The 20429-nt window shown below is 73.1% G+C and carries 21 protein-coding genes; 12 read left to right on the top strand and 9 right to left on the bottom strand.

All coding sequences use genetic code 11. The features are described from left to right. Positions 1-76: 76 nt before the first annotated feature. Entirely contained in the window at positions 77-2719 is a 2643-nt protein-coding gene (locus AB0O36_RS10055) for a LuxR family transcriptional regulator (protein ID WP_365106736.1), read from the bottom strand. A gap of 195 nt (positions 2720-2914) precedes the next feature. Here AB0O36_RS10055 and AB0O36_RS10050 point away from each other — a divergent pair, with 195 nt between their 5' ends. The 3 genes from AB0O36_RS10050 to AB0O36_RS10040 all read left to right on the top strand — a co-directional run bounded on the left by AB0O36_RS10050 (position 2915) and on the right by AB0O36_RS10040 (position 4852). Continuing rightward, a complete protein-coding gene (locus AB0O36_RS10050) occupies positions 2915-3466 on the top strand; it encodes an NADPH-dependent FMN reductase (RefSeq protein WP_365106733.1) in 552 nt (183 codons plus the stop codon). A gap of 99 nt (positions 3467-3565) precedes the next feature. Next, positions 3566-4009 (top strand): luciferase family protein, encoded by a 444-nt coding sequence (locus AB0O36_RS10045; protein WP_365106731.1) that lies wholly within the window; start codon positions 3566-3568, stop codon positions 4007-4009. Between the two features lie 147 nt (positions 4010-4156). Then, positions 4157-4852: an alpha/beta hydrolase gene (locus tag AB0O36_RS10040; protein WP_365106728.1), complete on the top strand. Its 696-nt coding sequence runs from the start codon at positions 4157-4159 to the stop codon at positions 4850-4852. Between the two features lie 101 nt (positions 4853-4953). Here the strand turns inward: AB0O36_RS10040 and AB0O36_RS10035 are convergent, their stop codons facing one another. Both AB0O36_RS10035 and AB0O36_RS10030 read right to left on the bottom strand, forming a co-directional pair. After that, entirely contained in the window at positions 4954-5547 is a 594-nt protein-coding gene (locus AB0O36_RS10035; protein WP_365106727.1) for a hypothetical protein, read from the bottom strand. Between the two features lie 88 nt (positions 5548-5635). Beyond that, a complete protein-coding gene (locus AB0O36_RS10030; RefSeq protein WP_365106724.1) occupies positions 5636-6343 on the bottom strand; it encodes a TetR/AcrR family transcriptional regulator in 708 nt (235 codons plus the stop codon). Positions 6344-6444: 101 nt separating this feature from the next. Here AB0O36_RS10030 and AB0O36_RS10025 point away from each other — a divergent pair, with 101 nt between their 5' ends. The 3 genes from AB0O36_RS10025 to AB0O36_RS10015 are packed head-to-tail and all read left to right on the top strand — an operon-like array spanning position 6445 to position 7872. Further along, the gene (locus AB0O36_RS10025; protein WP_365106722.1) at positions 6445-6660 is read left to right on the top strand and encodes a hypothetical protein; all 216 of its coding nucleotides are present in this window, start codon (positions 6445-6447) and stop codon (positions 6658-6660) included. A gap of 49 nt (positions 6661-6709) precedes the next feature. Further along, positions 6710-7090, top strand: a complete 381-nt coding sequence (locus AB0O36_RS10020) for a VOC family protein (RefSeq protein WP_365106720.1) — start codon at positions 6710-6712, stop codon at positions 7088-7090. A gap of 32 nt (positions 7091-7122) precedes the next feature. Beyond that, positions 7123-7872, top strand: a complete 750-nt coding sequence (locus AB0O36_RS10015; protein WP_365106717.1) for a protein phosphatase 2C domain-containing protein — start codon at positions 7123-7125, stop codon at positions 7870-7872. Between the two features lie 79 nt (positions 7873-7951). On the opposite strand, the gene AB0O36_RS10010 is transcribed toward AB0O36_RS10015, so the two are convergent. Next, the gene (locus AB0O36_RS10010; RefSeq protein WP_365106714.1) at positions 7952-8419 is read right to left on the bottom strand and encodes an SRPBCC domain-containing protein; all 468 of its coding nucleotides are present in this window, start codon (positions 8417-8419) and stop codon (positions 7952-7954) included. A gap of 98 nt (positions 8420-8517) precedes the next feature. Then, complete coding sequence (locus AB0O36_RS10005; RefSeq protein ID WP_365106711.1) at positions 8518-9717, bottom strand: MFS transporter; 1200 nt, start codon at positions 9715-9717, stop codon at positions 8518-8520. 152 nt (positions 9718-9869) lie between these two features. Here AB0O36_RS10005 and AB0O36_RS10000 point away from each other — a divergent pair, with 152 nt between their 5' ends. Then, on the top strand, positions 9870-10850 hold the full coding sequence (locus AB0O36_RS10000) for a DUF5937 family protein (RefSeq protein ID WP_365106709.1): 981 nt from the start codon (positions 9870-9872) through the stop codon (positions 10848-10850). Positions 10851-10894: 44 nt separating this feature from the next. Here AB0O36_RS10000 and AB0O36_RS09995 read toward each other — a convergent pair whose 3' ends face one another. Beyond that, positions 10895-12349: a helix-turn-helix domain-containing protein gene (locus AB0O36_RS09995; RefSeq protein WP_365106706.1), complete on the bottom strand. Its 1455-nt coding sequence runs from the start codon at positions 12347-12349 to the stop codon at positions 10895-10897. Positions 12350-12586: 237 nt separating this feature from the next. Here AB0O36_RS09995 and AB0O36_RS09990 point away from each other — a divergent pair, with 237 nt between their 5' ends. The 3 genes from AB0O36_RS09990 (at position 12587) to AB0O36_RS09980 (ending at position 16699) form a co-directional block, all read left to right on the top strand. Beyond that, on the top strand, positions 12587-13414 hold the full coding sequence (locus AB0O36_RS09990) for an FAD binding domain-containing protein (protein WP_365106703.1): 828 nt from the start codon (positions 12587-12589) through the stop codon (positions 13412-13414). Then, positions 13411-16191 carry a molybdopterin-dependent oxidoreductase gene (locus tag AB0O36_RS09985; protein ID WP_365106701.1) on the top strand — a complete coding sequence of 927 codons (2781 nt, stop codon included), beginning with the start codon at positions 13411-13413 and terminating at the stop codon, positions 16189-16191. The genes AB0O36_RS09990 and AB0O36_RS09985 overlap by 4 nt, the downstream gene beginning before the upstream one ends. 73 nt (positions 16192-16264) lie before the next feature. After that, positions 16265-16699 carry a molybdopterin-dependent oxidoreductase gene (locus AB0O36_RS09980; protein ID WP_365106698.1) on the top strand — a complete coding sequence of 145 codons (435 nt, stop codon included), beginning with the start codon at positions 16265-16267 and terminating at the stop codon, positions 16697-16699. Positions 16700-16736: 37 nt separating this feature from the next. On the opposite strand, the gene AB0O36_RS09975 is transcribed toward AB0O36_RS09980, so the two are convergent. The 3 genes from AB0O36_RS09975 to AB0O36_RS09965 form a co-directional block, all read right to left on the bottom strand. Then, entirely contained in the window at positions 16737-17156 is a 420-nt protein-coding gene (locus tag AB0O36_RS09975) for a TOBE domain-containing protein (protein WP_365106695.1), read from the bottom strand. A 164-nt stretch (positions 17157-17320) separates the two neighbouring features. Continuing rightward, the gene (locus AB0O36_RS09970; protein ID WP_365106692.1) at positions 17321-18103 is read right to left on the bottom strand and encodes a DUF4097 family beta strand repeat-containing protein; all 783 of its coding nucleotides are present in this window, start codon (positions 18101-18103) and stop codon (positions 17321-17323) included. A 182-nt stretch (positions 18104-18285) separates the two neighbouring features. Continuing rightward, positions 18286-19107, bottom strand: coding sequence for a VOC family protein (locus AB0O36_RS09965; protein WP_365106689.1), 822 nt, complete (start codon positions 19105-19107; stop codon positions 18286-18288). Between the two features lie 117 nt (positions 19108-19224). On the opposite strand from AB0O36_RS09965, the gene AB0O36_RS09960 reads away from it, so the two are divergent. Together AB0O36_RS09960 and AB0O36_RS09955 are read left to right on the top strand one after the other, a co-directional pair. Next, positions 19225-19827, top strand: coding sequence for an HhH-GPD-type base excision DNA repair protein (locus tag AB0O36_RS09960; protein WP_365106686.1), 603 nt, complete (start codon positions 19225-19227; stop codon positions 19825-19827). 78 nt (positions 19828-19905) lie between these two features. Next, positions 19906-20409 (top strand): cupin domain-containing protein, encoded by a 504-nt coding sequence (locus AB0O36_RS09955; protein ID WP_365106683.1) that lies wholly within the window; start codon positions 19906-19908, stop codon positions 20407-20409. Positions 20410-20429 lie beyond the last annotated feature (20 nt).

The following is a 20429-nucleotide window of genomic DNA, read 5'->3' as shown; positions in this document are numbered from 1 at the left end:
TCACGAGTTCGAATCTCGTATCCTCCGCCGGATCAGAGGGCCGGACCGCATCAGCGGTCCGGCCCTCTGGCGTTTCTCAGTCCAGGTCGAGACGGGCGAGTTCGGTGCGCGAGCGGACGCCGAGCTTGGGGTAGGCCTTGTAGAGGTGGTGCTCGACGGTGCGCGGGCTGAGGAAGAGCAGCGCGGCGATCTCGCGGCTGCTGCGGCCCTCCGCCGCCAGCCGGACCACCTGCAGCTCCTGCGGAGTGAGGCGGTCGGCGAGCGCGCGGGCGGTGGGGACGGCCGGGACGGCGGACTCGCCCGCGGCACGGAGTTCGGCGCGGGTGCGGTCGGCCCAGGGAGTGGCGTGCAGGCGCTCGAAGACCTCCAGGGCGCCGTGCAGGCGGGCCCGCGCCTCCGCCTGGCGCCGGGCGCGCCGCAGCCACTCGCCGTGGGCGAGCAGGGTGCGGGCGGCCTCGAAGGGGCGCCCGCCCTTCCCGTGGAGCAGCCCGGCCTCGGCGAAGGCCTCCTCCCGGCCGGTGAGCTGCGCCTCGCAGCGCAGGGCGACGGCCCGGGCCCAGGGCATCCCCCCGGCCTCCGCCCAGGACACCAGGCGCTGCCACGGGTGCCGGGCCCGCTCGGGAACACCGAGTCGCACCGCGGCCTCGACCAGATCGCCGGTCGCACCCACCAGGACCGTCATGTAGTGGCCGGGCCGGGTCCATGCCGACTCCAGGCGGACCAGCGCGTCCTCGTAGCGGCCCAGGCCCAGGTCGAGCAGGCCGGACAGGCAGGCGGCCGAGACCCCGCCGTCGACGGTCACGCCGGCCACCGGCCGACAGCGCTCCGGGTCTCCCTCGATCGCGGCGATCCGGGCGAGGGCCACGTCCAGCCGCCCCACGCGCTGCGGCATCCCGCAGTCCTCGGCGATGGCCCGGGCCTCGGCGACCGATGCCTCCGCGTCGCGGTGCCGGCCCTGGATCACCTGTAGCCGGGCCAGCATCTGCAGCGCCTCCGGGAGCCCGCCCACCAGGCAGGCCCGGCGCCTGCGGGCCACTTCGGCGGTGGCCAGTTCCTCCACCCGGTCGTCATCACCGAGCAGGGCCGCGGCGTAGACCGGACGCATGCCCGGTCCGCCCTCGGCGGCGGCCGCGCGGAGCGCGGCCAGGCCCGCCCGGTGGTCGCCGTCCACCAGCCCGGCCATGCCCGCGACGGTGCGGTCGCCGGGCAGGAGTTCCGCACAGGCGCGCACCGAGCCGGCGTCCCCGGAGAACCAGGCGTACGTCGCCGCGGTGCGCAGCATCGACGCCGCCGGCCCGGGGTCGGCCTCCGGAGCGCCGGCGACCAGGAGACGCGCCGCGGCGGCCTGGTCGCCGCGCTCGAACTCCACGGCGGCCCGGACCTCGGCGACGGCCGCCCGGTCCGCCCCGGTGCCGGCGAGCGGCGCGGCCCGTTCGGCCAGGGCGGCGGCCAGGCGCAGGTCCCCCGCGGCCACCGCCGCGGCCGCCGCACGGCACAGCAGACGTCCGCGGTCCGGCCCGGAGGTGGAGAGGGCCGCGGCCCGCTGGTAGAGGTCGCAGGCGATGGCCGGAGCGGCACGGTCCCGGGCGCGGTCCGCCGCCCGGGCGACTTCCACGGCCACGACGGGGTCCGGTCCCAGGGCGGCCAGGGCCAGATGGCGGGCGCGCACGTCGGGGTCCGCCGCAAGCCCGGCCAGCTCGCCGTGCACACGTGCCCGTTGGACGGAGGCGGCGCTGCGGTAGGCGGCGGCGCGGATCAGCGGGTGCCGGAAGACCGGCCGGCCTCCCTCGACCCGGAGCAGCCCCGCCCGCTCCGCCGACTCCAGCGCCGGCGCCCCGCTGCCGCCCAGCGCGTCGACGGCGGCCAGCACGGAGGCCAGGTCCCGGCTGCTGTCCGCGGCGGCGGTGAGCAGCAGGAGCCGGGCGTCGGCCGGAAGCGCGGCGATCCCGGCCCGGAAGGACGCGAGCACCCGCTCGGTGACGTGCTCCCCGCCGGAGGGTCCTGACGTCCGGTCGGCCCTGCCGAACTCCAGGAGTGCCAGCGGGTTTCCGTCGGCCTCCTCCAGCACCTGTTCGCGGCGCGAGGCGGACAGGTCGTACCGGTCGAGCACCCTCGTGGCGGTCTGCCGGTCCAGACGGTGCAGGAAGAGCTCCGGGAGGCCGCGCGCGTCGAAGCCCTCCTCCCGGGCGGCGAAGACGAACACCACCGGTTCGGCGGAGATCCGGCGGGCGGCGAACAGCAGGGCGTCGGCGCTGCTCTGGTCCAGCCACTGGGCGTCGTCGACCAGGCAGATCACCGGCCCGGACTCGGCGAGGCGGGCGAGCAGGGTGAGCAGCGCCAGGCCGGTCGTGTAGCGGTCGGCCGGTACGGCGGTCCCGCCCAGCACGGTCTGCAGCGCCGCCGCCTGCGGCCCGGGCAGTTCCGCGACCACCCCCTGTACCGGCCACAGCAGTTGGAGCATGGCGGCGCCGACGAGGTCCCGCTCCGCCTCGCAGCCGGTCACCCGCAGCACCGTGTGCGGCGTGTGCGCAGTGGTCGCAGCGTCCGCCGTGTGCGCCGTGTGCGCCGTGTGCGCCGGTGCCGACCCGATGCGGTCCAGCAGGGCGGACTTGCCTATGCCCGCCTCCCCCCGCAGGACGAGCGCGCCCCCGCGCCCCTCCCGCGCCGCATCGATCAGCGCGTCCAGCGCCGCTTCCTCGGACTGCCGTCCGTAGAGCATGTGCCGCTCCCCCTCGCCGCTCGTTCCCCTCGCCGCCCACCCCGGTCCCGGCGGGCATACGTAGCCGCTGCCAGAAACCTTACTGATCCGGTCCGTGGCCACCCGGTCCTACGGTCGGGACCAGGTTCGCGGCAGCCGCCGCGAAGCCCCCTCCGGGGCCCTCGCCCTCCGGGGCCCCCAGCAAGGAGTCCGACCATGAACGTCCGCGTCCTCGCCCTCGTCGGCAGCCTCCGGGCCGGCTCGCACAACCGCGGGTTGGCCGAGGCGGCCGTCAAGCACGCGCCCGGCCACATCTCCGTCGAGATATACGGGGGCCTCGCCGGGATCCCCTTCTACAACGAGGACATCGACGTCGAGGGCGACGCTCCGGAGGCGGCGACGGCCCTGCGGGACGCGGTGTCCCGGGCGGACGCGCTCCTGCTCGTCTCACCCGAGTACAACGGCACCATCCCCGCCGTGCTGAAGAACGCGATCGACTGGCTGTCCCGGCCGTACGGGGCCGGGGCGATCACGGACAAGCCGGTGGCGGTCGTCGGCACCGCCTTCGGCAGCTACGGAGGGATCTGGGCCCAGGACGAGGCCCGCAAGGCCGCCGAGATCGCCGGCGGCATCGTCCTCGACGACGCCCGGCTCTCCATCCCCGGATCCGTCACCCGCTTCGCCACCACCGACCCCGCCGATGACTCCGAGGTCGTCACCGGTCTCCTCCACGTGCTCGACCGGCTCGCCGCGCAGACGAACGCCTGACGCACTCGCACCGAAGCACCACAGCACCGCAGCACCACGTTCCGTACTCCGTCGCCCCTCCGCGCCTGGCCGGCTCACCGGCCGGAAAGGACCACCGCCATGCTCACCCTGACTCCCCGGGACGGCGCCGCCCCGAAGGTCTTCGGCCCCGCCCCGCACGGCCAGGCCTCCCAGATCGCCCCGATCATGCTGCAGGAGGAACTGTGGGAACGGATGCGGGCGCTGCCCTTCGTGTACATGTCCCCCACGCTCGTCTCCGTGCCGCACGCCCGTGCGCTGTTCCTGCCCGAGGGCGTCGGCTCGGGCCCGGCCGAGGCCTTCCAGCGCGGCCGGGAGTGGGCCCACATCCATCCCCACCACGACGGCTCGCTGCACCTCACGCTCCCGCCGGAGGTCGAGGCCGAGGTCATCGCCACGGGCTGGGGCGTGCACCACCCCGTCCAGGCGGTCACGCTCGTCTACGGGCCCAGGACGGCGGCGGAGCTGGAGACGGTCTGGCAGATCATCCGGGTGTCCTACCGGTACGCGGTCGGCGCGAATTGACGCACCGGGCCGGACGGGAGGACGGCCGATCGGGGGACACGGTGTGTGGGCCGTGGCCGGGCGCGCGCAGCGGACGCCTAGCGTGGGCGCGGGGAGAGACCCGGGGGATCCCGAGACAGCACACCCCTCGAAGAACGGTCCACGCTCATGGCAGACAAGCCCTCGATCGTCCTGGTCCACGGTTTCTGGGGCGGAGCCGCCCACTGGTCGAACGTCATCGTCGAGCTGCACCGGCGCGGTTTCGGCCGGCTGCACGCGGTGGAGAACCCGCTGACCTCGCTCGCCGACGACGCCGAGCGGACGCGCAGGATGGTCCGGCAGATCGACGGGCCGGTCCTGCTCGTCGGCCACTCCTACGGCGGCGCGGTGATCACCGAAGCCGGCGACCTGCCCAATGTGGCCGGGCTGGTCTACGTCGCCGCCTTCGCCCCGGACGCGGGCGAGAGCCCGGGGCAGATCAGCCAGGAGATGCCGCCCGCGGCCTTCGACAACATCGCACCCGACTCCGACGGCTACCTGTGGATCAGGCAGGACAGGTTCCGGGAGAGCTTCTGCCAGGACCTGTCCGCCGACGAGGCCCTGGTGATGGCCGTCACCCAGAAGGCACCGCTGGGTTCGACGTTCGGGGACACCGTGACCGCGCCGGCCTGGAGGAAGAAGCCGAGCTGGTACCAGGTCTCCACCCAGGACCGGATGATCCACCCCGACAACGAGCGCCGCATGGCGCAGCGGATGGACCCCCGGGCGATCGTCGAACTCGACGCCTCCCACGCCTCCCTGGCCTCCCGGCCGGGCCAGGTCGTCGACCTGATCGAGAAGGCCGCCGGCGAACTCCCGGGCTGAGCACCCTTCCACGCCTGTCGGGTGACCGGGGCCCGGACCGCGTGCGCCGTCCGGGCCCGTGGCGGGGACCGGGCGGGAGCCAGGCAGGGGCCAGGCAGGGGCTAGGCGGCGGTCCGGGTGGGGGTTTCGGTGGTGGTGACCGGGCAGGGGCGGTATTCCAGGCTCAGCTCGCGGTCCACGGCGTAACTGGTGCGCATGGAGGCGTCGATGACCTGCTGCCAGGTGCCGTACTTGGCGTAGAGCTGGTCGGCGGTGGGGCCGAGGGGGTTGCCGTACTTGGCCCGGTTGCGCTCCTCCAGGACGCGGACCTCCTCCGGGGTCATGCCGGCACGGGTGATCTCCTTGGCCTGGTTGCGCATGTCGACGAGCTCCCTGGCGATCTCCTCGTCGGTGGCCCCCGCCGCACGCATGTCGGCCTCGGTCTGGTGCATGTCCTCCAGCAGCCGGTGGTAGCTCATCCGGGTGCGCTGGGCCTCGACCTTCTGGTCCATCGGGAGCACGCGGATGCGGCACACCACCGGGTCGGTGCTGGGGCAGGGGTCGTCGGGGTCGGCCGGCGGGTTGAGCGGGGCGGTGATGACCGAGCCGCACGGTTCCCAGGCGGCGGCCGAGGCGGAGCCTGCCGTGGTCAGCAGGGCGACGGCCGCCACGAGGGGCACGAGGGCGCGGCGCAGCAGGGGTGTGGAAGTGATCATGGGCGCATCCTGGGCGGAGGGACCTTGGGCGTTCACGCAGGCGCACCGGTGATCACTCCTACGGGCGTTCTCCCTACGGGCGGTCTCCCTACGGGGCTTCGCCGCTCGCGCCGCCCTCGCCGAGGGAGTCGGCGAGGAGACCGAAGACCCCGTCGGCTTCGGGGCGCAGGATCGTGGCGATCTCGTCGTTCGAACGGCCCGCCAGGGTGAGTTCCTGGATGCGCCGGAAGAGGAGGCGGTGGCCCGCGCCGAGGAGGGCGGCCACCGCCCGGGAGGCGAAGTCGGGAACGTCGTCTCCCGCTCCGGAGCCGGTCGGGGCCGGGGCCGGGGCCGGAAGCGTGGACGGAAGTGTGGACGGGGCGGTGGCGGCCAGGGTCTCGGCGAGGACTTCCTCCCGCTGGTCGTGGAGTTCGCGGAGCCGGGCCGTCAGGGTCGGGCTGTCCGCGACCATGCGGGCGAATTCGGGGCCGGTGAAGCCCGCGACGGGATCGCACCGGTCCAGCGCGGTGGTGAACTCCCGCCGGAGCGCGGCGAGCGGCGATTCGCCGTCGGCCCGGTCGGCCACCGCGCGGGCCAGGCTCGCGGTGAACGCCTCGTGGTGGTCGAGGGCCAGGTCCTCCTTGCGGGCGAAGTAGTTGGTGACCGTCTTCTTGGCGACCCGGGCCGCAGCGGCGATCTCGGCGATGGTCGTCTGCTCGAAGCCCTGCTCGATGAAGAGCCGGGTCGCCTGGTCGGAGATCAGCTGCCTGGTCTCCTGCTTCTTGGACTCGCGGAGTCCCATGTTCTCGGTGGCCATGGGCGAATCTTACATCGATAGCAAAATTACGCTTGACCCCCTCGACGGGCCGTGCGTAAAGTTACGTCCGTCGTAAAGTTCGGCTGAAGGGAAGAGAGAACTTGCCTATGCGAAACAACGGCACCGTCGGCACCACCCTCAACAGCACCATCGGCACCGACCTCGGCATCCGCCTCGCCGCCGCGTTCACCGGAACCTCCGCCGACAACGGGCCGGCCCCGGCCCCGCGCCGCCCCGTACGCGATCTGCCCCGTGCCGGCCGCACCGGGACCAGCGCCCGCGCCACACGGCACAACGCGCCGCGCCGCACCTACTGAGCCCGCCCGTCACACGACACCCGCACCCGCACCCGTACGAGGAGCCGCCGTGAACGTTTCCGCTTCCACCCTGTCCCTGACCGTCGCCAACGTGGACGCCTCCATGGACTTCCTCACCACCCACGTCGGCTACCGCGTTGCCATGGCCACCGACGGCTTCGTCGCCCTCACCCGGGACGACGACGCCGTCGACGTCATCCTGCTGCGGCGCGGCACCGACGTCCTCCCGCCCGAGCAGCGGGACCAGAACGCGAGCGGGCTGATCCTGGCGCTGACCGTCTCCGGTCTGGAGGCCGAGGAGGCCCGGCTGCGGGCCGAGGGCGCGCCCATCACCATGCCGCTGCGCGAAGAGCCGTGGGGCGAGCGCCTCTTCCAGATGACCGACCCCAACGGAGTGGTGATCCAGCTCGTGGAGTGGGTGGAGGACTGACCCCGGCGCCACAATGGTGGGATGAGGTGGGTGTGGTGGCGCCGTACGTCGCGGTGACCGCGCTGAGCCATGCCGGGCTGGTCCGTGAGCACAACGAGGACAGCCTGGTCATCGGCCCCTGGACACTGTGCGGCACCGTCACCGAGAACCCGCAGACCCTGGTGTTCCGCCGCGGCACCCCGCTGTGCGTCGCCGTCGCCGACGGCCTCGGCGGGCAGCCCGCCGGGGAGGTCGCCAGCGCCCTGGTGGTCCGCAACCTCTCCCTGCTCGGCCCGGCCCTGGACGGCGAGGACGCGGTCCGGCGGGGGCTCGAGGCCTGCAACGACGCCGTCTACGCGGCGGCCGACGGCGATCCGGCCCTGCTGACGATGGGGACCACCGTCGCCGGCGTCGTCGTCCTCGCCGACTCGCTGCTCACCTTCAACGTGGGCGACAGCAGGGTCTACGAGACCTGCCGGGACGGGCTCCGGCAGGTCAGCGTCGACGACAGCCCGCCTCTCCGGCCGGGCCAGCGGACCACGTCGATCGTCACCCAGACGCTCGGCGGCAGCCTTGAGTTCCAGCAGGTCACACCGCATCTGGTGGGGATGCCGCTGACCGCCGGCCACCGCTGCCTGATCTGCACCGACGGGCTCACCGACTCGGTCCCCGACGAGGAGCTGGACCGGCTGCTGACCGGCGCCGAGGACGACGGCCGGGCGGCCTTCGCCCTGTGGCGGGCCGCCATCGAGGCCGGCGGCTCCGACAACATCACGCTCGCCGTGCTCAGCGTGGGCGACTGAACCCCAGGCGAGTGGACGCCCGGGGGAGTGGACGCCCGGGAAGTGGACCCCCGGGAAGTGGACCCCCGGGTACCGGATCTCATCCGGTCGGGCCCCCGGGGAAGAGCCACGGCTGCTGCGGCAGCGTACGGCCCGTCTCCAGCAGGGTCTTCAGATTGCACAGCACCGCGGCCCAGCCGGCCGCCGCCTCCGCGACCTCGGCCTCGTCGGCCAGGTTCTCGTGGGTGACGGTGAGCCGGACGAGGTCCTCCCACGCCTCGATGCCGAAGGTCACCCGGGACGGGTCCGCCGCACTCGCCGCGTCCCCGGGCAGCGCCCAGGTGGAGACCAGACGGGTGGGCGGCACGCTCTCCAGGACGGTGCCGACGACATCGGCGATGCCCGAGCCGTCCGTACGCCGGTGCTCCCACGGGGAGCCCGGCCGCCAGTCGGAGACGTTGGCGTGGCCCCAGTAGGCGGCCGTCAGGTCGGCATCGGTCAGCGCGTACCAGACCTGGTCGGGAGTGCCGGCGAGGTAGCAGACGTATCTGCAGGACAGATTTCCCATGGTGCTCCATGCGTACCGCCGGCCGTCCGGGTGCGCACTCCGGGCGCACCCGGACGGCTCGGCCACCCCCGGCCCACCCCTGTCGGGCCGGGGGCCGCTCATGCCGCCAGTTCGTGCTCCGTCCGCCTGGCCACCCGTCCGGCCAGCGCCAGGGTCGCCGCCGAGCAGAACAGGCCGGCCGCCAGGGCCGTCCACCACAGCACCGCCGCGCCGAGCCCCGTGTACACGGTGACGCCCAGGGTCAGGGCCGCGAACCGGGCCGTGCCCCAGACCCAGCCGAACGCCCCCTGGTACCGGCCCCGGGCGTGCGCCGGCGCCAGGTTGGCCACCGCCGCGGCCGCGATGCCCGCGACCACCACCTCGCCGAGGGACCACACCACCACCGACAAGGCGTACCCGGCGATGCCGTCGGCGACGCCCGTCAGGGCCACGCCCACCGCGATCAGCACGCTGCCCGCGCACTGCACCCGGAGCTGCGGCAGGTGCGCCAGTCGGGCCGTGGCGTACGGCTGCAGCAGGACCACCAGGACGGCGTTCACCGCGGCCATCGCGCCGTAGACGGCCGGGGACAGGCCGCTGTCGTGGACGGCCATCGGCAGCGCCACCTCGGTGAGGGAGTACACGAACAGCTGGACGCCGAAGACACCGAGCAGACCGAGCAGCAGCCGGTCCCGCAGCACCACCGCGTAGCCGACCCCGCCGGAGGACCCGCTCCCACGTGCGCCGGCCGCCGGCCGGGCCGGCTCCCGCAGCCGGGTCGCGACCACCACCGCGTACACGACCATCGTCGTGGCGTCCACGGCGAACAGCAGCCAGTACCCGCGCGCCGCCAGCAGCCCGCCGAGCACGCCCGCGACCGCCGTGCCGATGTTCACGCCCCAGCCCAGCAGCGCGTACGCCCGCTGCCGGCCCTCCGCCTCGACGGTGTCGGCCATCAGCGCGAACGACGCCGGGCCCACCATCCCGCCGGCCGCGCTGATCAGCAGTGCCGCCGCCGCCATGGTCGGCACGCCCGGTGCCACGAACAGGGCGCCCTGCGCGACCGCCGAGCCGAGCAGCCCGGTCAGCATCGCCGGGCGCCGTCCGACGCGGTCCGCGAGCAGGCCGCCCACGGCCGGGCCGATCAGGTTGCCCGCGCCCAGGGCGCCGAGGACGTACGCCGTCTCGCTGCCGGTGACCCCGCGCGAGGAGAGGAAGAAGACCAGGAAGGGGGTGACCATGTACCCGAGGCGATTGATCACGGTGCCGGCGAACACGGTCCAGACGGTGCGCGGGAGGCCGCGGAAGCTGGAGAGCATGGGAGGAGCCTGCGGGCCGGTGGCCGCTGCCGCCGATTGATTAAGCTGAGACCGAATCCAATGGATCCGAGCCGGGCGCATCCGATCCGGGTGAATCCGGCACGGGCGCATCCGGCACGGGCGCATCCGGCACGGCTTGAGGGGGAGTCGGGATGGAATCGGAGCTGACGTTCTCCGCGGCGGACCTCGCGCAGACCCGGTTCGCCGTGTCCCCGATGTGGGAAGTGGTCACCGGCTACCGCGTGTTGCGCGATCCCGGCGCCTCCCCGCTGCACCGGAACTGGGCCGCCCAGGTGCGCCCCCGGGTGGCCGCCGCCGGACTGGACCGCGGCTGGCTCGCCGCCCTGGTGCCCGCCGACGGCTACCTCGCCGACTTCCTGAACCCGACGCCCGCAAGCCCTTTCCCCACCCTGGCCGAGGAGTTGGAGCTGATCCGGCGGAGCCCGTCGGCACGGGTCCGGTCCGATCTGGACATGCTGGCCGCGAACGGGGAGTCCGGCACCAGGCTCCGACTGCTGCGCGAGGAGCCGGAACAGGCACTCGCCAAGGTCGCGGAAGAGATCGCGCACTACTGGGAGATCGCGCTCGCACCGTACTGGGCGCGGATCAGCCGGCTGCTGGAATCGGACGTCTTCCACCGTGCCCGCCAGGTCGCCGAGCACGGCTCCGCCCACGTGCTCAACGAACTGCACGAGAACGTCCGCTGGGACGACGGCACCCTGACCCTGCTCCGCCGCCACTGCTCGCTCAGCCGCGACCAGGCGGGCTCCGGGCTGCTGTTGGTGCCGTCGGTGTTCGCCTGGCCGCGGATCCTGACCCGGATCCTGCCCCCGGACCCGCCCCAACTCGCCTATCCCGCCCGGGGAGTCGGGATGCTGTGGGAGCCGCGGCGGACCGGTTCCACCGAGGCCGTCGCCGCCGTGCTGGGCCGCTCGCGCGCCCAGCTGCTGGCCGAGCTGGACACCCCCGCCTCGACCACCCGGCTGGCGCTGCTGTGCGGCCTCTCGGCGGCCGGGGTCTCGCAGCACCTGACCGCCCTGCGCGACGCCCGCCTGGTCACCGCGCACCGCAGCGGCCGGTCGGTCCTGTACGCCCGTACGGCCATCGCCGACGCACTGCTGGGCGAAGCCTGACGGGTCGGGCCGAGACCCGACCGGTCGGGTCTCGGCCCGACCGGTCAGGCGCAGCGCAGTGCCGCGTACAGGTCCAGCTTGTGGTCCAGCCGCGAGAGGTCCCGGCCGGTGAGCGCCTCCACCCGCTCGATCCGGTAGTGCACCGTGTTCACGTGCAGGTGCATGGCTTCCGCCGTGCGCGTCCAGGAGCAGTTGTTCGCCAGGAAGACCTCCAGGGTCTCCCGCAGCATCCCGTCCCCCAGCGGCCCGAGCATGCGCCCGCGGAACACCTCCCGGACCTCCGGGGGCACCCCCGCCAGCAGCTCGGACAGCGTCTCCAGGTCGTCCACCGCGCGTACGGGTTCCTGCTCGTCGGCCGCCGACAGTGCGAACCGGGCCTGGCGCAGCGCCGCCCGCAGGTCCTCCGGCCCGGCCGCCTGCGCTCCCGCGCCCAGCCGGATCCCGGCCTCGGGGCGGCAGGACCGCAGCAGCGGCCAGACCGCGCGCAGCCGGTCCATGGTGTCGGCGGCACCCGGCCCGTACCCCTCGTGGAGCACCGCGACCGACTCCCCCACCACGCGGACGCCGTCCAGGTGTGCCAGCGCCTCGGCCAGTGCCGCCCCCGAGTTCGCCACCAGCACCCGGTAGGGCCCCTTGGGCGGCAGCCCGGCCGCCTGCAGGGCCTCCTCCAGCACGCCCGGATCCACCGCGGCGCCCGCTTCGATCAGGCCCCGCAGTTCCTCCCCGGTCTGCCGGGCCACCGCCTCCCGGCCGGCCTGGCCGTCGCGGTACTGGGCGAACACCTCGGCGATCTCGTGCAGCACGCGCGGCGGGGCCGCGTCCGGGTCGGGCACGTGCAGCACCCAGGCGTCGTACGGCGACCCGGCCGCGCCGACGCGCAGCGAGACCCCGCCCAGCCGGGCCGGGTCCGCGGCCCGCCGCGCCGGGATCGGCGGGGCGGACGGCGTACGGGCCACCGTGCGGCCGCTCGCGGTCAGCAGGTGGCAGGAGAGCCGGCCCAGGTGGGCGCAGGCCCGGTCCAGCAGCTCGGCCGGGTCGGCACCCCGCTCCAGCAGCGCGCTCAGCTCGTTGCGGACGTTCTCGGGCAGGGCGAACAGCCGGGTGGGGCGGCGGCTGAGGTCGCCCCACCGCCGCAGGTACACCGTTTCGGTCACCGCCCGGAAGCTGGTCCGGGCCGGCACCGCGACCAGCGGCATCCGGTGGGCGCGGCAGGTGGCCACCAGGTCCTCGGGCACCCCGCCGTGGGTCTCCTCGCCCGCGAGCAGGGCGGTGGCCCCGGCGGCCGAGAGGGCGGCGACGAACCGCTCGGTGCGGGACGGCTCGTCCGGCGCCCACCACACCAGGCCGCTGAGCACGAGCTCGCCGCGCTCCAGGAAGCGCCCGGGGTCCTCCAGATCGGTGGCGGTGACCCCACTGACCTCCTGCCCGAGAAGGTTCGGGTCGCCCCACAGCAGGTTGAGGCCGAGGTTGTCGGACTGGAGCAGATCGAGGACGTGCATGACAGGGACTCCTTGCGGCGGGGGGTTACCCACATTCGCCAGGCGAATACTTGAATCACCATCGTAAATGCAAGGCGTTTCAGCCAGATAGGCTCTTGGATGATCCACCAAAGATATGTCCGGCAGGTCCATCTTTTTCCGTGTCCCGGAACAGTCGTGCCCCTCCCGCCCCCATTGCTTCACTGAATGGGAGGTTTGCGCCATCAGCGGACTACCGGCGAAGGGAAGTGGCGGAAAATGGATCTCAACACCGTGGTCGACGTGCGTGACGGGCGCCGCCGCGAGCCCTGGCGCCCGGGCGACGCCTGGCTCGGCGGAGGCACGTACCTCTTCTCCGAACCGCAGACGCACATCCGCCGCCTGGTCGACCTCTCCCGGATGGGCTGGGAGCCGCTGACCTGGCAGCCCGACGGCTCCCTGGACATCGCCGCCACCTGCACCATCACCCAGCTGTCCCGCTTCGGCCGGTCCCTGGGCAAGCCCGCCGCGCCGCTCGTCGAGCAGTGCTGCCGGGCCTTCCTGGCCAGCTTCAAGATCTGGAACATGGCGACCGTCGGCGGCAACCTCTGCAACGGCCTGCCCGCCGGCCCGGTCATCTCCCTCGCGGCCGCCCTCGACGGCACGGTCTTCCTGCAGGGCCAGGACGGCGCCACCCGCCGGCTGCCCGTCACCGAGTTCATCCGGGGCGCGGGCGTCAAGGACCTGAACGAGGGCGAACTGCTGCGCTCGGTGCGCATCCCGGCCCGCTCGCTGGAGTGCCGGACCGCCTTCCGCCAGTGCTCGCTCTACGGCCTCGGCCGCTCCGCCTCCCTGGTCATCGGCACGGCCGACCCGCGGGACGGCTCCTTCGCCCTGACCGTCTCGGCCGCCACGACCCGCCCCTTCCGCTTCTGGTTCGCCCTGTGGCCGACCGCCGCCGAGCTGCGCGGGGCGATCGACGGCACCGTCCGCCCCGACGAGTGGTTCGACGACATCCACGGGCTGCCCGCCTGGCGGCGCCACATGGCCCTGCGCCAGGCGGAGGAGATCCGCGCCGAACTCACGCTGGAGAAGGCTTCCCGATGAGCTACGAGATCGAGATCAACAAGCAGCGGTTCCAGGACGAGCCGAGGCCCGGCCAGTGCCTGCGCACGTACGTCCGCGAACGCGGTTGGTTCGGCACGAAGAAGGGCTGCGACCAGGGCGACTGCGGCGCCTGCACCCTCCACGTGGACGGCCGGCCGGTGCACTCCTGCCTCTACCCGGCCGTCCGCGCCGAGGGCCGGGTGGTCACCACCCTGGAGGGCCTGGCCCATCCCGACGGCGAGCTCCACCCGGTGCAGCGCAAGTTCCTGGAGGCCCAGGGCTTCCAGTGCGGCTTCTGCACCAACGGGTTCATCATGACCACCGCCGCCCTGGAGGCCGAGAAGGGCACCTGCCACGACGACGGCAAGCTCGACGACCTGCCGCGCGCCTTCAAGGGCAACATCTGCCGCTGCACCGGCTACCGCGCCATCGAAGACGCCGTCCGCGGCGTGAAGCACGTCGAGGAGCCCGAGGCGGGCCAGGCCGTCGGCCGCAACCTCGCCGCACCCGCCGCCCCGCAGGTGGTCGCCGGCCTCGCCCGCTACACCTTCGACATCGCCGTGCCCGGACTGCTGCACATGAAGCTGCTGCGGTCCCCCCACCCGCACGCCCGGATCCTCGCGATCGACACCTCCGAGGCCATGGCCGTACCGGGTGTGCACGCCGTGTTCACCCACGAGAACGTGCCGGACACCCTCTACTCCAGCGCCCGCCACGAGCACCCCCACGAGGACCCCGACGACACCCGTCTGCTGGACGACGTCGTCCGGTTCGTCGGACAGCGCGTCGCCGCCGTCGTCGCCGACAGCGAGGGCGCCGCGGAGGAGGGCTGCCGCCGGATCAAGGTCACGTACGAGGAACTCCCTTATGTGATCGACCCGGAGAAGGCCATGGCCCCGGGCGCCCCGGTCATCCACGCGGGCAAGGGCCCGGAGGCCCGGATCGCCCGCGTCGAGAACAACGTGGCCGGCGAGGTGCACGGCGAGATCGGCGACGTGGAGCAAGGGTTCGCCGAGGCCGCGGTGGTCTACGAGGAGACCTTCCAGACCCAGCGCGTGCAGCACGCCAGCCTCGAAACCCACGGCTGCGTCGGGTACATGGAACCGAAGGAGGACGGCACCGGCGAGCGGCTCTCCATCCGGTCCTCCACCCAGACCCCGTTCCTGACCCGTCGGGCGCTGTGCGCGCTGTACGGGCTCGGCGAGGATGACGTCCGGGTGTTCACGGGTCGCGTCGGCGGCGGGTTCGGCGGCAAACAGGAGATGTTCGCCGAGGACATCGTGGCCCTGGCCGTCCTGCAGCTGCGCCGCCCGGTGAAGCTGGAGTTCACCCGCGCCGAACAGTTCTACGGCGCCAGCAGCCGGCACCCGTTCACCGTCAGGATCAAGCTGGGCGCCAGCGCCGAGGGCAAACTCACCGCCATCTCCATGCGCATCGTGTCCAACACCGGCGCGTACGGCAACCACGGCCCGGGCGTGATGTACCACAGCGCCGGTGAGTCCTTCGTCATCTACAACGCCCCGCACAAGAAGGTAGAGGCGTACTCCGTCTACACCAACGTCGTCCCGTCCGGAGCCTTCCGCGGCTACGGCCTGGGCCAGACCACCTTCGCCCTGGAGTCGGCGATGGACGAGGTGGCACGGCGCCTGGGCATGGACCCGCTGGAGTTCCGCGAGAAGAACATCATCGGTCCGCTCGACCACATGCACACCCCGATCGGCCACGACGACGACCTGTTCATCGCCAGCTACGGCCTGGCCGAGTGCCTCGCCGTGATACGCAAGGCCATCGCCGAGGACACCAGCCACGAGAAGGTGCCGCCGGGCTGGGTGACCGGCCAGGGCACCGCCGTGTCGATGATCGCCACGAGTCCGCCGCGCGGACACTACGCCGACGCCACCCTCACCCTGCTCCAGGACGGCACGTACGACATCGCGGTCGGCACCTCCGAGTTCGGCAACGGCACCACCACGGTCCACAAGCAGCTCGCCGGCTACGCGCTGAACACCACGGCCGACCGGCTGACCGTCCGCCAGTCCGACACCGACGTGGTCCGGCACGACACCGGCGCCTTCGGGTCGGCCGGCACCGTGGTGGCGGGCAAGGCAGTGCTGCTCGCCGCGACCTCGCTGGCCGAACGCATGAAGACCTTCGCCTCCGAGCACACGGGGGTCGCCCGGCACCTGTGCCTGCTCGGCCCCGAGGCCTTCGACTGCGCGGGCCGGGTGGTCACCCTCAAGGAGCTCTACGAGGCGGCCCACGCCAAGGGGAAGGCGAGCGAGATCAGCGCCGAGGGCCACTTCGGCGGCACCCCGCGCTCGGTGGCGTTCAACGCCCAGTGGTTCCGGGTGGCCGTGGACCCCGACAGCGGTGAGATGAAGATCCTGCGCAGCGTGCACTCGGCGGACGCGGGCAAGGTGATGAACCCGATGCAGTGCCTCGGCCAGGTGGAGGGCGGCGTGGCGCAGGCACTCGGCGCGACGCTGTTCGAAACCGTGCGGATCGACGAGCGCGGCGAGGTCATCACGGCGGCGTTCCGCCGCTACCGGCTGCCGCAGTACGCGGACGTCCCGCGCACCGAGGTCCACTTCACGGAGACCTCGGACTCGATCGGCCCGCTGGGTGCGAAGTCGATGAGCGAGAGCCCGTTCAACCCGGTGGCCCCGGCCTTCACGAACGCGCTGCGGGACGCGACCTCGGTGCGCTTCACCGAGGTACCGGTCCTCCGGGACATGGTGTGGCTGAAGATGCAGTCCCAGACGACCGATCGGCCATGAACCTGCTAGCTGTAGGAAGCCCTGAAGCTGGCAGATAAGGATTCGCCGGTCAGGTTCGGGGCATGACTCAGCCATGGCCGAACTCATGTTGCACGGGGAGCTGGAGCACCCGGCGAAGCTCACCGTCGAGGACCTGCGGTCCTGGCCGCAGCACCGTGCGGAGGTCACGTTCGACTGCGCGACGAACGGCCCGCAGCACCACGTGTTCGAGGGGGCGCTGCTCCGCGAGGTGGTCGCGGACGCGGGACCGGGCTTCGACGCGGGCCGGCGGAAGGAGCGCTCGCGCTTCCTGCTGACGGTGAACGGGGGCGACGGCCACCACACGGTGCTGGCGTGGGCCGAGGTGGACGCGGACTTCGCCGACAACCCGGTGCTGCTGGCCACCCGCCTCGACGGGGAGGACCTCGACGAGGCGGGGGCCCAGCTGGTGGTGCCCTCGGACCGGTGCGGGGCGCGGTACGTCAGCGCGGTCACGCACGTGTGGTTCGGCGCGATGGACCGGTCCTGAGGGTCGCGCGGTGACCGGGGTCAGGCGGTGGCCGGGGTCAGGCGGTGGCCAGGGAGATCTCGGTCGACTTGATCAGCGCGACGACGCGGGTGCCGGCCGCCAGGCCGAGCGCCTCGACGGCGTCGGCCGTCACCGCGGCGGTCAGCTCGCCGCCGTCCACGTCGACCTTGACGGAGGCCATGGCCGGGCCCGCGGCCACGTCGACGACCGTGCCGTTGATCTGGTTGCGGATCGAGATGCCCTCGACCGGGCCGGTGGCCAGGGCCACCTCGGTGGCCTTGACCAGCGCCTTCACCGAGGAGCCCGCGGCGAAGCCCAGGTCCTTCACGGCGTCGGCGGTGATGGCGGCGGTGATGTCCTGGCCGCCCTCCAGACGGACCTTGACCGCGGCCATGGCCTCGCCGACGGCGACGGACGTGACGGTGCCGGGGATCTGGTTGCGGATGCTCAGGCTCATGATTCGTTCGACCTCTTGTCCGGATGCGGTGCGCCGTCCGGCGGGACGTCACACCACCGACACTAGAACGGAGTTCGCGGCGCCGCGCTCAGGCCGTCTCATCCGCCAACCGGAACCACCCTTCCAGCCCGCTCCTGCGCGTCGTGATCCACATCAGGCGGTGATCAGACCCCTCGGGGCCCGATCCGGACGTCCCCGGAGGAGGTCTTCACCGTGAGGCGCGGCTCCGCGGCCGGATCGGTGGGCACGGAGACCTCGCGGTCCCCGGAGTCGGTCCTGGTGTCCACCCGGTAGGGCCCTCCCGGAAGGCGCAGGGTGACGTCACCGGAGGAGGTGTTCGCCGAGACGGAGCGGGGCGCCGCCGTGAACTCCAGCCGCGCGTCGCCGGAGGAGGACTGCGCGTCGGCGTCGGGCCCGGCCAGGGCCGTGCCGGCGATGTCCCCCGAAGAGGTGCGCACCTTCAGCGCGCCCGCGATCCGGTCCGCGCGGACGTCGCCCGAGTCGGCGTGCAGGTCGGCCGCGGCCACCCCGGTCACGGTGATGTCCCCGCTGCTGCTGCGCAGCTTCACCGTCGCCGAGGCCGGCACCCTGAGCTCGTAGTCGATGGAGCAGTCGCCGTCGCAGTCGCCGTCACCGAAGGTCAGCACCCCTCCGGCGACCCGCTGGCCGGTGGTGGGCACCTCACCACCCCGGTAGCGGATCGTGCGGTGCACGGCGACCCCCGGGCCGTCCCCGGGCGTGACGGTGATGTCCCCGGAGCCGGTGTCCCGCAGGTCCACCGCCGTGACGGCGGCGGTGACCTCTGCATCGGTGACGGCGGTCTTCCGGTCCCCGGGCAGCAGCGAGCAGCCGCTGGTGAGCAGGAGTCCTGCGGCGACGGCGAGGGCGACGCCCACGGCGGTGGCGGCCGCGGCCGGACGGGGGCGGGAGGTGCGATCGGCAGTCATACCGACGATCGTGCCGTCCCGGCCGTCCGCCGCCGATGGTGCCGCCCACCGGATCGGGCGGGGGTTAACCCCCCGCCCCCACGGGGCCCTGTCGGGCCCACCGGCCATCCGCTCACCCGGCACCCGGCACCCGGCCGTCCACTCACCCGGTCAGCCGGTCAGCCGGTCAGCCGGTCAGCCGGTCATTCGTCGGTCAGCTGCGGCATCTCCCCCGACGTGCTGGACATGTCGATGACCGCGAAGGCCGCACCCTGGGGGTCGGCCAGTGCGGCGAACCGGCCGAACGGGCTGTCCATCGGCCCGAAGTGCAGGGCGCCGCCCAGGTCCTTGGCCTTCTTCACCGCGGCGTCGCAGTCGGGAACGGTGAAGTAGAGCTGGACGTACGGGGGGACCTCCGGCGGGAACTCCTCGCCCATCCTCATCCGCCCCAGGACCGGCTGTTCGTGACCGGGCACGCTGAACACCTTGAAGTCCATGCCGGCCGCATCCGGGTCCTCGCCCGTCTCCATCTTCTGGCCGGAGTACCCGAAGACCGCCTTGAGGAAGCCGTCGGCCTTGCCCGGGTCGCGGGTGAACACCTCCGCCCAGGCGTAGGCGCCGTTCTCCCCGACCTTCTCGAAACCCCGGTGCAGGCCGGGCTGCCAGCAGCCGAACACCGCTCCGCTGGGCTCCTGGGCGAGCAGCATGGTGCCGAAGTCGCCGACCCGCATCGGCTCCATCAGCAGATTGCCGCCGGCCGCCTTGATCTTCTCGGCGGTGGCGGCGGCGTCGGAGGTGGCGAAGTACAGGCACCACGCCGAGGGCATGTCCTCCCCGCCCGGCATGGGCGGGACCACGGCCGCCACCGCCTTGCCGTCCGCATACGCCTGCGTGTAGTTGCCGTACTCGGAGGACGCCTCGCCGAAGGTCCAGCCGAGCACCTCGCCGTAGAAGCGCTTCGCGCCCTCGACGTCCTTGAACATCGCATCGGCCCAGCAGGGCGCGCCTTCGGGGAAGTCGGTCATGGTGGATCCACTCCTGTCGCGTGTGTCCGCTCGGGTGCCACGGTCCGCTCGGTAGACACGCTAGGCCGGGGCTCTGACAACCGCGCGCGGAGCCGGGCCACGGGGCAGGCTGGAGGCATGGACATCACCATGAGGCTCGCGCAGCAGCCGGAGGCCGACGAGCTGCTGGGCCGCAGCCCGCTGGCCGCGCTGGTGGGCATGCTGCTGGACCAGCAGGTACCGATGGAGTGGGCGTTCTCGGGGCCGTGGACGATCGCCCGGCGGATGGGCGCCGACGACCTGGACGCGCACGCCATCGCGGCCGCCGACCCGGAGGCGTTCGCCGCGCTGCTGTCGGAGAAGCCGGCCGTGCACCGCTACCCGGGATCGATGGCGAAGCGGATCCAGCAGCTGTGCGGGTACCTGGTCGAGCACTACGACGGCGACGCCGCGGCGGTCTGGTCGGACGTGCGGACCGGGGACGAGCTGCTGGCCCGGCTGAAGGCCCTGCCCGGCTTCGGCGAGCAGAAGGCCCAGATCTTCCTGGCCCTGCTGGGCAAGCAGCTGGGCGTACGCCCCAAGGGCTGGCGGGAGGCCGCGGGCGGCTACGGGAAGGCGGGCGTCTACCGCTCGGCGGCGGACATCACCGGCCCGGAGTCCCTGGCGAAGGTCCGCGCCCACAAGCAGGAGGCGAAGGCGGCCGCGAAGGCGGCGGCCGCGGGCAAGGCCCCCAAGGGCTGAACCGACAGGAAATTGACCGGGAAAACCATGCATCAAGTGCACCTGTGGACCAGTCACACCTTGATCTACTTTTAAGCCATGGACACGACGCAGACCCCGCAGACCCCGCAGAGCTCGCAGACCTCGCCCCTCCTGACCCGCGACGCCGACGCCGAGAAGATCTCCGACGCCCCCGGCAGTCTGATCACCCTGCTAGCCGACCAGCCCGGTCTGACCTGCAACACCGCCGAGTTCGAGGCGGGCGCGGCCGGCGCGCCGGTCCACTTCCACACCAGGGCCACCGAGTTCTTCTTCGTCATCGACGGCAGCCTCGACGTCCTCGTCGACGACGAGATCGTCGCGCTGGGCAAGGGCGACTTCCTCGCCGTCCCGCCCGGCACCAAGCACGCCTTCGCGCCCACCGCCGGCTCCACCGCCCAGGTCCTGGTCGGCTTCACCCCCGGCATGGAGCGCTTCGACTACTACCGCCTGCTGGGCCGGGTCAGCGCCGGCGAGGCCACCGTGCAGGACATCAAGGACTCCTCCCCGGTGTACGACAACCACTACGCGGAGAGCACCGTGTGGAGCTCGCGCACCCGCTGAGCCGCCGGGCGCCCGGCCGG

Source organism: Streptomyces sp. NPDC089799, from assembly GCF_040684755.1.
In the GTDB taxonomy this organism is placed as follows: Bacteria; Actinomycetota; Actinomycetes; order Streptomycetales; family Streptomycetaceae; genus Streptomyces.
The sequence above is the reverse complement of the archived record's forward strand: the minus strand, read 5'-3'. Positions and strand labels throughout refer to the sequence as shown.

What these genes read in the sequence shown, in the direction of transcription:
- AB0O36_RS10000 (WP_365106709.1), top strand. Translation starts at nt 9,870, where the DNA reads ATGGAATCGGAGCTGACGTTCTCCGCGGCGGACCTCGCGCAGACCCGG.
- AB0O36_RS10040 (WP_365106728.1), top strand. Translation starts at nt 4,157, where the DNA reads ATGGCAGACAAGCCCTCGATCGTCCTGGTCCACGGTTTCTGGGGCGGA.
- AB0O36_RS09985 (WP_365106701.1), top strand. Translation starts at nt 13,411, where the DNA reads ATGAGCTACGAGATCGAGATCAACAAGCAGCGGTTCCAGGACGAGCCG.
- AB0O36_RS09995 (WP_365106706.1), bottom strand. Translation starts at nt 12,349, where the DNA reads ATGCACGTCCTCGATCTGCTCCAGTCCGACAACCTCGGCCTCAACCTG.
- AB0O36_RS09965 (WP_365106689.1), bottom strand. Translation starts at nt 19,107, where the DNA reads ATGACCGACTTCCCCGAAGGCGCGCCCTGCTGGGCCGATGCGATGTTC.
- AB0O36_RS09980 (WP_365106698.1), top strand. Translation starts at nt 16,265, where the DNA reads ATGGCCGAACTCATGTTGCACGGGGAGCTGGAGCACCCGGCGAAGCTC.
- AB0O36_RS10055 (WP_365106736.1), bottom strand. Translation starts at nt 2,719, where the DNA reads ATGCTCTACGGACGGCAGTCCGAGGAAGCGGCGCTGGACGCGCTGATC.
- AB0O36_RS09970 (WP_365106692.1), bottom strand. Translation starts at nt 18,103, where the DNA reads ATGACTGCCGATCGCACCTCCCGCCCCCGTCCGGCCGCGGCCGCCACC.
- AB0O36_RS09955 (WP_365106683.1), top strand. Translation starts at nt 19,906, where the DNA reads ATGGACACGACGCAGACCCCGCAGACCCCGCAGAGCTCGCAGACCTCG.
- AB0O36_RS10035 (WP_365106727.1), bottom strand. Translation starts at nt 5,547, where the DNA reads ATGATCACTTCCACACCCCTGCTGCGCCGCGCCCTCGTGCCCCTCGTG.
- AB0O36_RS09975 (WP_365106695.1), bottom strand. Translation starts at nt 17,156, where the DNA reads ATGAGCCTGAGCATCCGCAACCAGATCCCCGGCACCGTCACGTCCGTC.
- AB0O36_RS10045 (WP_365106731.1), top strand. Translation starts at nt 3,566, where the DNA reads ATGCTCACCCTGACTCCCCGGGACGGCGCCGCCCCGAAGGTCTTCGGC.
- AB0O36_RS10050 (WP_365106733.1), top strand. Translation starts at nt 2,915, where the DNA reads ATGAACGTCCGCGTCCTCGCCCTCGTCGGCAGCCTCCGGGCCGGCTCG.
- AB0O36_RS10005 (WP_365106711.1), bottom strand. Translation starts at nt 9,717, where the DNA reads ATGCTCTCCAGCTTCCGCGGCCTCCCGCGCACCGTCTGGACCGTGTTC.
- AB0O36_RS09960 (WP_365106686.1), top strand. Translation starts at nt 19,225, where the DNA reads ATGGACATCACCATGAGGCTCGCGCAGCAGCCGGAGGCCGACGAGCTG.
- AB0O36_RS10030 (WP_365106724.1), bottom strand. Translation starts at nt 6,343, where the DNA reads ATGGCCACCGAGAACATGGGACTCCGCGAGTCCAAGAAGCAGGAGACC.
- AB0O36_RS10010 (WP_365106714.1), bottom strand. Translation starts at nt 8,419, where the DNA reads ATGGGAAATCTGTCCTGCAGATACGTCTGCTACCTCGCCGGCACTCCC.
- AB0O36_RS09990 (WP_365106703.1), top strand. Translation starts at nt 12,587, where the DNA reads ATGGATCTCAACACCGTGGTCGACGTGCGTGACGGGCGCCGCCGCGAG.